Origin of the sequence: Rhodococcus sp. 7Tela_A2 (genome assembly GCF_049311045.1) — a bacterium.
Taxonomy (GTDB): Bacteria; Actinomycetota; Actinomycetes; order Mycobacteriales; family Mycobacteriaceae; genus Rhodococcus.
Map to the genome: position 1 here is coordinate 1 of NZ_JAXION010000123.1, position 12303 is coordinate 12303.

The following is a 12303-nucleotide window of genomic DNA, read 5'->3' on the forward strand; positions in this document are numbered from 1 at the left end:
GCCCCGTTCCGGAATCCGGAGCGGGGCCGCGCTCGCGCGGGGGCAGTCCCGGTGGGCGAGATGTCCGGCTCGTCCGCACGCCGGAACGTGACCCTTGCCGCATGTGCTCCCGTGGAAGCGGTGAGCGCGACGGGCACCCCGAGCCACCCGCTATCCTGGATCGGTCATGACCTCGCCCGCCACCGGATCCTCCGGTACCCCGAAAACTGTCTACCTCGATCACGCCGCGACCACGCCGATGCTGACCGCGGCGATCGACGCGATGACCGGGGTGTTCGCAACCACCGGCAATGCCTCGTCCCTGCACGGTTCGGGACGCGCGGCACGCCGCAGGATAGAAGAAGCCCGCGAATCGATCGCCGCCGAACTCGGTGCGCGACCCTCCGAAGTGATCTTCGTCTCCGGCGGCACCGAAGGCGACAACCTCGCGGTCAAGGGCATCTACTGGGGCCGGCGCGCCCAGGACCCGCGGCGCCGCCGGATCATCGCGAGCGCCGTGGAACACCACGCCGTGCTCGACGCCGTCGAGTGGCTGGCCGACCACGAGGGTGCCGTGGTGACCTGGCTGCCGGTGGACGCGGTCGGGCGGGTCGAGCCGGCAGTTCTGCGCGAGGCGCTCGCCGCTCATCCGGACGAGGTCGCCCTCGTCACGATCATGTGGGCCAACAACGAAGTCGGCACCGTGATGCCGATCGCCGAACTCGCTGCCGTCGCGGCCGAGTTCGGTGTGCCGATGCACAGCGACGCGGTGCAAGCCGTCGCGCATCTGCCCGTCGATTTCGCGGCGAGCGGGCTGTCGGCGCTCACCCTCGCCGCTCACAAGTTCGGCGGCCCCCAGGGTGTCGGTGCGCTCCTGCTCGGACGCCAGGTGCCCTGCGTTCCGCTCGCGCACGGCGGAGGACACGAACGGGACATCCGGTCGGGGACCCAGGACACCGCGTCGATCGTCGGCATGGCCGCTGCGCTCCGGGAGGTCACCCGCGACCTTCCGGCCCGGACCGCCGAACTCGCCGTCCTGCGCGATCGTCTGGTCGACGGTGTCGAAGCGGTGATCCCCGATGTGATCCTCAACGGACCCCGCGGCGCGGGGCGGCTTCCCAACAATGCGCACATGACGTTCCCCGGCTGTGAGGGGGATTCGCTGCTGATGCTGCTCGATGCGGCCGGGATCGAATGCTCTACCGGGTCGGCGTGCACGGCAGGCGTGGCGCGGCCCAGCCACGTGCTGGTCGCGATGGGATCCGACCCCGCGACCGCCCGCGGGTCGTTGCGATTCTCGTTGGGGCACACCACGACCCGAGACGACATCGATGTACTGATCGACGCTCTGCCGCGCGTGGTGGAGCGGGCACGTGCCGCCGGTATGGCGAGCGCTGGTGGACGAGGAGGTGACCGGAGATGAGGATTCTTGCGGCTATGAGCGGCGGTGTGGACTCGGCGGTTGCCGCGGCCCGCGCTGTCGATGCCGGACACGACGTGGTGGGGGTGCATCTGGCGTTGTCGTCTGCTCCCGGCACCCTGCGCACCGGTTCGCGTGGTTGTTGTTCGAAAGAGGATGCCGGCGATGCCCGCCGCGCCGCCGACATGCTCGGAATCCCTTTCTACATATGGGATTTCGCCGACCGCTTCAAAGAAGACGTGATCGACGACTTCGTGGAGGCCTACGCGGCGGGTCAGACCCCCAATCCGTGCCTGCGGTGCAACGAGAAGATCAAGTTCTCCGCGCTGGCCGACCGCGCGGTGGCCCTGGGCTTCGACGCGGTCGCGACCGGCCACTACGCGCGGTTGCAGGACGGGGTGCTGCGACGCGCGGTCGACGCCGACAAGGACCAGTCCTACGTATTGGCAGTGCTGACCGCGGAACAGTTGTCGCGGGCGATGTTCCCGATCGGGGACACACCCAAGGACCTGATCCGCGCCGAAGCCGCCGAGCGCGGTCTCGCGGTGGCGAACAAGCCGGACAGCCACGACATCTGCTTCATTCCCTCCGGTGACACCCGGGCCTTCCTCGGCGCGCGCATCGGGGTGCGGCCCGGCGCGGTCGTCGACGACGATTCGGGGGAGGTCCTCGCCGAGCACGAGGGCGTCCACGGCTTCACGATCGGTCAGCGCAAGGGACTCGGAATCTCCGGTCCGGGCGCCGACGGCGGTCCGCGGTACGTCACCGCGATCGAACCCGAGACGGGCACCGTCCGTGTCGGCAGCGCCGAACGCCTCAAGGTCGACTTCATCCATGCGGAACGTGCCGTATGGACCTCGGGTAGCGCACCCGACGGCCCCGTCGAATGCGTCGTGCAGGTCCGCGCGCACGGCGGGATCGCCCCGGCGGTCGCCGAGGCGGCCGGTTCGGGCATCGAGATCTCTCTGCGGGAACCGCTCACGGGCGTCGCCGCCGGTCAGGCCGCGGTGCTGTACCGGCCGGACCCGGCCGGAGACATCGTTCTCGGCAGCGGCACGATCGCGGTCGCACGGCCCGTAGCCGAGGGCATGTGACGACCCGAGACCCGGCTCGGGGGATCTGGTCCGGGATCGCCACCGGAGTGGGTTCGTGGCCGGGCACCGACGCGCGCGAAGCGGCGGCTGTGGTGGTCGGGGAACTCGCCGAGCTTCCGCATCTCGTGGAACTTCCGGACAGAGGTCTGGGTTCGGACACGATCGGGCGGGCGAGCGCGCTGCTCGTCGACCTCCATCTCGACGCATCGACTACCGGTTACCGATTGGTCTCCCGGCGCGGCACGATCGCCGCGCGCGCCGAAGATCTGCTCCGGCAGGACCTCGACGCGCTCGAGGAAGCGTGGGAACGCGCCGGTGCGGGGCCGGATCGCACGGTCAAGGTGCAGTCGGCCGGTCCGCTGACGCTGGCTGCTCATCTGGAACTCGCCACGGGCCGTCGCGTCCTGCTCGACCGCGGGGCGGTGCGCGAACTGTCCGAGTCGCTGGCGGAGGGAATTGCGCGGCACGCCGCCGAACTGCACCGCAGACTCGGCGTGCAGGTCGTCGTGCAACTCGACGAACCCGCGCTTCCCGATGTCCTCGCCGGGACATTGGAGGGCAGGACGATCCTCGAGACGGTTCCGGCATGGCCCGAACCCGAGGCGCTCGACGTCCTGGATACGACGATCCGCGGCACCGGACTGTCCGTCGCGGTGCACTGCTGCGCCGGCAGCCTGCCCGCCGACCTGTTGCGCCGCAGCGCCGCAGAGGCCGTCGCGTTCGATCTCACGAGGGTGTCGCGGGCCGATCTGGACGGCATCGGTGAACTGTTCGATTCCGGTACCGCGCTCGTCCTCGGGCTGGTTCCGACCACCGCTCCCAACCCCGTGCCCAGCTGGCGGGAGCAGGCGGCACCTGCCGTGGAACTCTTCGACCGTCTCGGCTTCCCCCGTACCGCGTTGCGGTCGGTGTCCGTGGCCCCGACGTGCGGGCTCGCCTCGGCGGACCCGCACTGGGCGCGGCAGGCACTGAAGTCGGCGCGCGACATCTCGGCAGCGCTCTCGGAGGACCCCGAGACGCTCTGACGAAAGGGGTCCGGCCGACGCCGCCGGACCCGGTCCGGTGCGATCGGATCGCTGCGGAGTTGTCGGGGTCCTCGACTAGTCTTGTGACCTGTGAGTGAACCGACGGACGCGCCTGCCACCGCTCCTCCCGAGGCGCGCGAGCGCTGGCAGGATCTTGCCGAGCAGGTACGGGAGCACCAGTTCCGCTACTACGTGCGCGACGCGCCGATCATCTCCGACGGTCAGTTCGACGCACTGCTCGGCGAACTCCAGGCGCTCGAGGAGCAGTACACGGAGCTGCGCACCCCGGACTCACCGACCCAGCTCGTCGGCGGAGGGTTCGCCACCGATTTCACCGCTGTCAGCCACCTCGAGCCGATGCTCAGCCTCGACAACGTTTTCGACGAGGACGAGCTGCGGGCATGGCTCGCGCGCGCGGAGACCGAGACCGGGACACACCCGGATTACCTGTGCGAGGTGAAGATCGACGGTGTGGCGCTGAGCCTGGTGTACGAGAACGGCCGACTCGTGCGCGCCGCGACCCGCGGCGACGGCCGTACCGGTGAAGACGTCACGCTCAACGCGCGCACGATCGACGAGGTGCCCGAAAAGCTCACCGCCACCGAGGAATACCCGATCCCGACGCTGCTCGAGGTACGGGGCGAGGTGTTCTTCCGTCTCGAAGACTTCCAGAACCTCAACGCCGGTCTCGTCGCCGCCGGAAAACCGCCGTTCGCGAATCCGCGGAACTCGGCGGCAGGGTCGCTGCGACAGAAGAATCCCGCGGTCACCGCGCAGCGCCGGCTGCGCATGTACTGCCACGGGTACGGCCGCATCGAGGGGTTCTCGCCGCGATCGCAGTCGCAGGCGTACGACGCGTTCGCCGCGTGGGGTCTGCCGGTCTCGCCGCACACCCTCCGCGTCCGGGGAGCGGACGCCGTCGTCGAGCGCATGCGGTACTGGGGCGAACACCGTCACGACATCGAGCACGAACTCGACGGCCTGGTCGTGAAGATCGACGACATGGGCCTGCACCGCCGGCTCGGTGCCACCTCGCGTGCCCCGCGCTGGGCGATCGCCTACAAGTACCCGCCCGAGGAAGTGACCACCAGACTGCTCGACATCCGGGTGAGTGTCGGACGCACCGGCCGGGTCACGCCGTTCGCGTACATGGAACCGGTCACCGTCGCCGGATCCACCGTCTCGCTCGCGACGCTGCACAACGCGTCCGAAGTGGTGCGTAAGGGCGTGCTCATCGGCGACACCGTGGTGATCCGGAAAGCCGGCGACGTCATCCCCGAGGTCCTCGGACCCGTCGTCGACCTGCGCGACGGCACGGAACGTGAATTCGTGATGCCGAACGTATGCCCCGAGTGCGGGACCCCACTCGCGCCCGCGAAGGAAGCCGACGTCGACCTGCGTTGCCCGAATTCGCGGAACTGCCCGGCACAGTTGCGCGAACGGGTCTTCCACGTCGCCGGACGCGGTGCGTTCGACATCGAGGCACTGGGATACGAGGCGGCGACGGCCCTGCTCGAAGCGAACGTGATCTCCGACGAGGGCGATCTGTTCTCGCTGACCGAGGACGACCTCCGGAAGGCGCCGTTCTTTCTCACGTCGAAAGGCGCGCTGTCGAAGAACAGCGAGCGTTTGCTGCAGAACCTGGACAATGCGAAAGAACAGCCGCTGTGGCGCGTCCTGGTCGCGCTGTCGATCCGGCACGTCGGTCCCACGGCGGCACGCGCTCTCGCGACGGAGTTCGGCAGCCTGGACCGGATCCGGGCGGCGTCCCTCGAGGAACTCGCCGCCGTCGAAGGCGTGGGTCCCACGATCGCCGCCGCCGTGGTCGAGTGGTTCACGCTGGACTGGCACGCCGCCATCGTCGACAAGTGGGCCGCTGCCGGGGTGCGTATGGAGGACGAACGCGACGAGTCGATCGCACGCACACTCGAGGGTCTGTCCATCGTGGTCACCGGCACGCTCGCGGGGTTCTCGCGCGATCAGGCGAAGGAAGCCATTCTGGCGCGAGGCGGCAAGGCCGCCGGTTCGGTATCGAAGAAGACCGCGTTCGTGGTGGTGGGCGACAACCCCGGCACCAAGGCCGACAAGGCGACCGATCTCGGCGTGCCCGTGATAGACGAGGACGCGTTCAGAATCCTGCTCGACCAAGGCCCCGACGCCGTGCGCGAGGTGGGGTAACGCCCCCGACGGGCATCCACCCGGCGGCGCGCCCGCGTTCGCCTCGTCGGTGCCGGGTGCTCGCTCCTATCTCCTGACACATCTCGGAAAGCGCCTCTCGGTCGCCGTGAACAACGGCATGATCGGAAGAACGTGCTGTGAACGTGTCCTTCGGTGGTCGTCCTGTTGCGAGTCGGATCGGTCCGCGCGACGGGCTCCGAGGCGAAGGCGTTGATGTTCCGACGCCGGAGACGTGGGGTGGAGATGGTCGAAATGTCTGTGACGGACCCCAGGGCGTCGTGGGCGCCGGTTCCGGGAACGCTCGTTTCGGCACGGAGCATCGAACTGGACGGGCCGTGGGGACACGTGTTCGGTCCGCTCGATCTCGATATCGACGAAGGTGGAGTCTCCGTGCTCGCGGCACCGGCCGGGGCGGCGCGCACCGCGCTGATGATGGCGTTGTGCGGACGGATGCGCCTGACCGGCGGTTCGCTCACCGTCCTCGGATACGAGAACCCGAGAAAGGTGTTCGCTCATTCCACGATCGCGTGCATGAACGAACTCGACGAGGTGCCGCCCTCGGTCACCGTGCGCGATCTCGTCACCGAACAGAAGCGGTGGGATTCGCCCTGGTACCGGCTCGTGCCACGGGTCGACGAACGCGGAGTCGCGGACATGTGCGAGGAGGTGTTCGGCGACGTCGAACTCCCGCACCTGCGGGCTTTCATCGACGACCTGCCGGAACTTCAGCAGATGCTGTTGCGTATCGCGGTCGCGAACACCCGGCGCCCGCCGCTGCTGGTGGTCGGGCGGCTCGACCGGATCGCCGACGACGCCGAGCGCGCGGTTCTTCTCGAGAGGCTGATCGCACTGGGCGAGACGCAATCGGTGATCACCGCCGACGTGAATCCGATTCCTCCCGGGGCCGCGGTGCGGACCCTGGTGGACTTGCACGATCTTCTGGGGCCGGGCGACATCGGCGTCATGACCGAGACGGGGTAGCGATGCTGGCTGCGTTTTCGCTGGGGAGCGACATCACACGGTACTTTCGCGGCACGATGCCGCGTGTCGCGCTCGTCACCATCATTCTGATGCCGTTGCTCTACGGCGCGATGTACCTGTGGGCGTTCTGGAATCCGTTCGGTGCGGTCGACAAGATCCCCGCGGCGATCGTCAACAACGACACCGGACGTTCCTCGACCGGCCAACAGGTCGATGCCGGCGATCAAGTCGTCAAATCGCTGCTCGACTCGGGAAAGCTGGATCTGATCGAGGTGCCGGAGAGCGAGGCGACTGCCGGTCTCGCGAGCGGTAAGTACTACTACACCGTGACCATCCCCGAGAACTTCACGGAGGCAGTGGAATCCCCCAGCGGGGACAATCCGGAGAAGGCGAACCTGGTGTTCACCTTCAACGACGCCAACAACTATCTCGCCACGATCATCGCGCAGGACGCCTCCGAACAGGTGCTCAACCAGATCAACGCCACCATCGGCGCGGAGGGCGTCGGACAGATACTCACCGGGCTCGAAAGCGCGGGTTCGGGGCTGAAGAAGGCAGCGGACGGCGCCGGCACACTCGCGAACGGGATCGACACGGCCAAGAGCGGAGCAGACCAGCTCACCTCGGGGTCGCGCGAACTCGCCGACAACCTCGTCACCGCCCGTGACGGATCGGCCCGGCTGGCCACCGGCGCGAACGAACTCGCCACCGCCGTGGACGGCGTCGCCGATCCGCTGCTGGGCTTCCTCGACAGCGGCGCACCGACCGATATCGCCGACCGGGTGACGCAACTGAGGCAATCGCTCATCGCACTGGAAAGCCGGGTGCCCCAGCCGGTGGAAGCCGCGGCGGGGTCGGCGCTGCAAACGGTCGTCGACGTGCTGGGGCAGAGCAACGATCCGCTTGCCCAGCAAGCCCTTGCCGTGCTGGGCCCGCTCGCAGCGCAGCAGGTGCAGACAGACGCGGAAGCGTTGCGCGCGGAAATCGTGCGTCTGCAGGGCGAAGCCCAGGCCGTCGAGTACGAACTGCTCGACCCGAACAGTCCCCTCCAGAGCGGGCTGGCATTGCTGCAGAGCGGCGATCTGGCGTCGGATGTGGAGCAGTTGCGCAACGGGGTGGACGAATTGAGTTCGGGCGCGGGGACGCTGAACTCGGGGCTGATCGAGCTGACGGACGGGAGTTTCCGGCTCGCCGACGGTGCCGGTCAGTTGTCGTCGGGAATGGAACAGTTGCAATCGGGCTCGGACGAACTGGCCCAGCAGCTGTCGCAGGGCGCAGGCGAGGTCCCGAGCTGGTCGGACCAGCAGCGCACCGCGACTGCCGACACCCTGGCGTCACCGGTGGCGTTGAAGCAGGACTACAACAACCTCGCGTCGACGTTCGGCACCGGGTTCGCTCCCTTCTTCCTCTCACTGGCACTGTTCGTCGGCGGCATCATCACGTGGATGCTCTTGACACCCTTGCAATCCCGGCCGACGGTCGGAGGAGTCGGGTTGTACCGCACGGTCTTCGCGTCGTACTGGCCGGCGCTGCTCGTCGGTATCCTGCAGGCGCTGGTCATGTACGCGGTGGTGCATTTCGGCGTGGGTCTCGACGTCAAGCACCTCGCCGGCACGATCTTGTTCCTGATACTCATCGCGGCGACGTACCTCGCCATGATCCAAGCATTCAACGCGGTCTTCGGGACGGCCGTCGGGCGGGTCGTCACCCTCGCATTCCTGATGCTGCAACTGGTCTCGGCAGGTGGCATCTATCCGGTACCGACGACTGCGAAACCGTTCCAGTACATCCATCCCTTCGACCCGATGTCCTACACCGTCGAGGGGTTGCGGCAGCTCACGGTCGCCGAACAGGTCGACTCGCGCCTGTGGGTGGCCGTGGCAGTCCTGGTCGGGCTCCTGCTGGTGTCCCTCACCGCAAGCGCCCTGGCGGTGAGACGAAACCGGCGGTACACCATGCAGCGGCTGTATCCGCCGGTGGAGGTCTGACACCCGAACTGTGGGCGGAGGGGCCCGAGTAACGCTGCCGCGGGTTAGACGAGAACGGTGCCGATGATGCCCGCGAGATAGCCGATCCGGGCGATCTCCGACGGACGGAACTCCGGTCCACCGGGCCGGCCCAGCACGAGCACTCGATCGGGCGCTCCCAGCGGGGCGGCGGCCAGCATCGTGTTCATGTCGCGCCACAGGCCGGGAACCCAGTCCGCTTCGTGGTCGAGCAGCGTCGATTTCGCCAGAGGCATCCACGGAACGTCGGCCAGGTGCGTCTCGGGGGCTCCCGCGCTTCCGGCGATGCGGTAGATGCCGTGTGTACCGATTCCGAGCACCGTCGCCCATCCGACCCGCAGCACACGCGGGGCACCGTCGACGAGAACCTGGAGCCGGTCGTCCCGGGCCGCGGCGACGTGATCGATCAACTCGAGTTCCCGGTGGGTGTCCAGAATGCCCGCGTACGGCCGGATGGAATCGACCGTCACACCGTCGAGCGACTCCGCGGCGGTCAGGAGGGTGTCGGGCAGTTTGCCCGGATCGACATCGACCACGAGATCGTCGATCGCGTAGTCCGTGCCGCGTTCCACGACATCGAGCGAGAGGATGTCCGCTCCGACAGAACCGAGAGCCAAGGCGAGCGCGCCGAGGCTACCGGGACGATCGGGTAGCCGGACACGCAAGAGATATGACACGTACGTCCCTTCCCAGAGGATGCCGGCGCCCCGTACGCCGGCCCGGGATCGCAGTGCACCCCGGTGGGGCACATCTTTCCACCCGCCGCACGCCGATTGTGACCGCCCATCACCGGTTTCGGCGATCCTCACCCGAAAATGCCCGGTCGCGGCCATCCGATTCACAAGAACGCAACAATTCCTTTGTACGAACGAAACAGCGCGACGGCGAACGGGGCGCACGGGGGGTGATCGAACCGACTGCACGACCGTATCGGGCACGCACTACCCTGGACAGGAAGTTCAATTCCCATCGGAAAGGGGCCACCTACGGTGCCTGACATCTCCCGTGACGAGGTCGCGCACCTCGCCCGGTTGTCCCGGCTCGCGCTGACCGACGCCGAACTCGACGAGTTCTCCGGCCAGCTTGATTCGATCCTCAACCATGTCAAGGCGGTGTCGGAGGTGGCCGCGGACGATGTCGCGCCGATGGCGAACCCGAACGCCGTCACCAACGTGACACGGCCGGACGAGGTGATTCCCGGACTGTCGCCCGAGCAGGCGCTGTCGGGTGCACCCCTCGTCGAGGAAGGACGGTTCTCCGTCCCGCAGATCTTGGGGGAGGGCGAATGAGCACCGATTTGACACGGCTCGACGCCGCGACGCTCGCCTCGCGGATCCACGCCGGTGACCTGTCGTCCGTCGAGGTGACCCAGGCGCACCTGGACCGCATCGGAGCGGTCGACGGCGGCTACAACGCGTTTCTGCACGTGGCCGGAGAGCAGGCGCTCGACGCTGCGCGTGAGGTCGACCGCGCCGTGGCCGCAGGCGAGACGCCGGCGTCCTCGCTCGCGGGCGTGCCGATCGCGCTGAAGGACGTGTTCACGACCACCGACATGCCGACGACGTGCGGGTCGAAGATCCTCGAGGGCTGGGTGTCGCCGTACGACGCGACGCTGACCACCAAGCTGCGGCAGGCGGGCGTCCCGATCCTCGGCAAGACGAACATGGACGAGTTCGCCATGGGCTCGTCGACCGAGAACTCCGCGTACGGCCCCACCCGCAACCCGTGGGACACCGATCGCATCCCGGGCGGATCGGGCGGCGGCTCCGCGGCCGCGCTCGCGTCCTACCAGGCGCCCCTCGCGATCGGCACGGACACAGGTGGATCCATCCGCCAGCCCGCCGCGGTGACGGCAACGGTCGGCACCAAGCCCACGTACGGCACCGTGTCCCGGTACGGACTGGTGGCGTGCGCATCGTCGCTCGACCAGGGTGGGCCGTGTGGCCGCACAGTCCTCGATACCGCCTTGCTGCACGAGGTGATCGCCGGTTACGACCCGCGCGACTCCACCTCCGTGAACGCCCCGGTGCGCCCGGTGGTGGACGCTGCCCGTCAGGGTGCATCCGGCGACCTGACCGGTCTGCGGGTGGGTGTGGTCAAGGAACTCCATTCCGACAGCTACAACCCCGGCGTGATCGCCTCGTTCGACGCGGCAGTCGAGACTCTGACCAAGCTCGGCGCCGAGGTGGTCGAGGTCTCGTGCCCGCACTTCGAGTACGCGCTCGCGTCCTACTACCTCATCCTCCCGTCCGAGGTGTCGTCCAACCTCGCTCGCTTCGACGCGATGCGTTACGGCATGCGGGTCGACGACGGCACGATGAGCGCCGATCAGGTGATGGCGGCCACCCGCGCCGCGGGCTTCGGCAAAGAAGTCAAGCGCCGCATCATGATCGGTACCTACGCTCTCTCGTCCGGCTACTACGAGGCCTACTACGGCCAGGCCCTGAAGGTGCGTCGTCTCATCGCGCAGGACTTCGACAAGGCGTACGAGCAGGTCGACGTGCTGGTCTCCCCGACGAGCCCGTTCACTCCGTGGAAGCTGGGCGAGAAGGTCGACGATCCGCTCGCGATGTACCTGTCCGATCTGTGCACGCTGCCGACGAACCTCGCCGGTCACTGCGCGATGTCGGTGCCGTCGGGCTTGTCCGCGGACGACGGGCTTCCGGTCGGCCTGCAGATCATGGCTCCGGCGATGGCAGACGAGCGCCTCTACCGCGTGGGTGCGGCATACGAGGCTGCCCGGGGCCCGATCGTGGCCTGAGCGTCCCCGCGTCGCCGTCGAGGGGGCGCGGCTCGTTCCGTGTCGCCGCTCGATCACGGAGTGCACTGCGCCTGATCCTGTCCGTACCGGTGACCGTGGCCGGGCGCACCGTCGAGGGAGGTGAGCAGGTCCACGGTCGTCTGCGCGAAGGTGATCACCGGTAACCACGGCGGGACGGGGGCATCCACCCGCGCATGGGACAGGTCCGGAGGCGACCAGAGCAGCGAAGGCTGCCACCACACCACCGGATCCGAACTGTTCGCCAGGACGGTTCCTCCCGGAGGGCTCATCCCGGCGGGTGGACCCGACAGCACCGTGTCGCACGACCCCGGTTCGGCATCGGGGAACGCCGCGGCGGCACCGGACGCGCCGAGACTCTGCCCGTACACGTGCACCTCGGGGCGGTGGGACGCCGGCATGCCGTCGACGTGGGCGCGCACGGCAGAGGTCAGTGTGCGGGCCGATTCGGCGGCTGCGTCACGATCGGTGAGGAAGGTCATCCAACTCGGGGCGTCCGAGTACTGCTGAGCGACGATCGCGACATCGGTTCCCCAGCGTGCTTCGAAGCCTTCGACGGCGTGCGCGTCCACCCACCCCGACCCCGTGGGTACCGCGAGCACGAGATGCGCGCGGTCGAATCCGCCGGCCCGTTCCAGTTCCCGGACGGCCAGTGCCGCACGCTCCGGGACGTCCGGGGCGGACTCCAGACCCACGTAGGTGCGGACAGCGGATCCGGCGGAGGCGAGGGACACGAAACGCTGCCCCTCACGTCCGAGAGTGTCCCATCCGACGAGGGAATCCTTCGATCCCGCGAGCCCCGCGGCGGACGGAAGAGGCGACAGGGAAGTGGGGTCCGGGG

At 68.4% G+C, this 12303-nt stretch carries 10 protein-coding genes; 8 read left to right on the top strand and 2 right to left on the bottom strand.

Going from position 1 to position 12303, the window contains the following annotated elements; genetic code table 11:
- Window positions 1–166: 166 nt before the first annotated feature.
- From TVH25_RS18190 to TVH25_RS18215, 6 genes are all read left to right on the top strand, one after another.
- Window positions 167–1402 (top strand): cysteine desulfurase family protein, encoded by a 1236-nt coding sequence (locus TVH25_RS18190; RefSeq protein ID WP_169651744.1) that lies wholly within the window; start codon window positions 167–169, stop codon window positions 1400–1402.
- A complete protein-coding gene (gene mnmA / locus TVH25_RS18195) occupies window positions 1399–2493 on the top strand; it encodes a tRNA 2-thiouridine(34) synthase MnmA (RefSeq protein ID WP_169619653.1) in 1095 nt (364 codons plus the stop codon). Before TVH25_RS18190 ends, mnmA begins: the two co-directional genes overlap by 4 nt.
- Window positions 2490–3518, top strand: coding sequence for a methionine synthase (locus TVH25_RS18200; RefSeq protein WP_422425094.1), 1029 nt, complete (start codon window positions 2490–2492; stop codon window positions 3516–3518). The genes mnmA and TVH25_RS18200 overlap by 4 nt, the downstream gene beginning before the upstream one ends.
- Window positions 3519–3608: 90 nt before the next feature.
- Window positions 3609–5696: an NAD-dependent DNA ligase LigA gene (gene ligA / locus TVH25_RS18205; RefSeq protein WP_422425095.1), complete on the top strand. Its 2088-nt coding sequence runs from the start codon at window positions 3609–3611 to the stop codon at window positions 5694–5696.
- 252 nt (window positions 5697–5948) lie between these two features.
- Entirely contained in the window at window positions 5949–6677 is a 729-nt protein-coding gene (locus TVH25_RS18210; RefSeq protein WP_422425097.1) for a hypothetical protein, read from the top strand.
- Window positions 6678–6679: 2 nt separating this feature from the next.
- Window positions 6680–8665 carry a YhgE/Pip family protein gene (locus TVH25_RS18215; RefSeq protein WP_422425099.1) on the top strand — a complete coding sequence of 662 codons (1986 nt, stop codon included), beginning with the start codon at window positions 6680–6682 and terminating at the stop codon, window positions 8663–8665.
- A 44-nt stretch (window positions 8666–8709) separates the two neighbouring features.
- On the opposite strand, the gene TVH25_RS18220 is transcribed toward TVH25_RS18215, so the two are convergent.
- Entirely contained in the window at window positions 8710–9360 is a 651-nt protein-coding gene (locus TVH25_RS18220) for an amino acid-binding protein (RefSeq protein WP_422425100.1), read from the bottom strand.
- A gap of 312 nt (window positions 9361–9672) precedes the next feature.
- Here TVH25_RS18220 and gatC point away from each other — a divergent pair, with 312 nt between their 5' ends.
- Together gatC and gatA are read left to right on the top strand one after the other, a co-directional pair.
- Entirely contained in the window at window positions 9673–9972 is a 300-nt protein-coding gene (gene gatC / locus TVH25_RS18225) for an Asp-tRNA(Asn)/Glu-tRNA(Gln) amidotransferase subunit GatC (RefSeq protein ID WP_169619649.1), read from the top strand.
- Window positions 9969–11444, top strand: coding sequence for an Asp-tRNA(Asn)/Glu-tRNA(Gln) amidotransferase subunit GatA (gatA, locus tag TVH25_RS18230; RefSeq protein ID WP_169619648.1), 1476 nt, complete (start codon window positions 9969–9971; stop codon window positions 11442–11444). Before gatC ends, gatA begins: the two co-directional genes overlap by 4 nt.
- A 53-nt stretch (window positions 11445–11497) precedes the next feature.
- On the opposite strand, the gene TVH25_RS18235 is transcribed toward gatA, so the two are convergent.
- Window positions 11498–12303: alpha/beta-hydrolase family protein (locus tag TVH25_RS18235; protein WP_422425101.1), on the bottom strand; the 806-nt coding region annotated here is incomplete at its 5' end.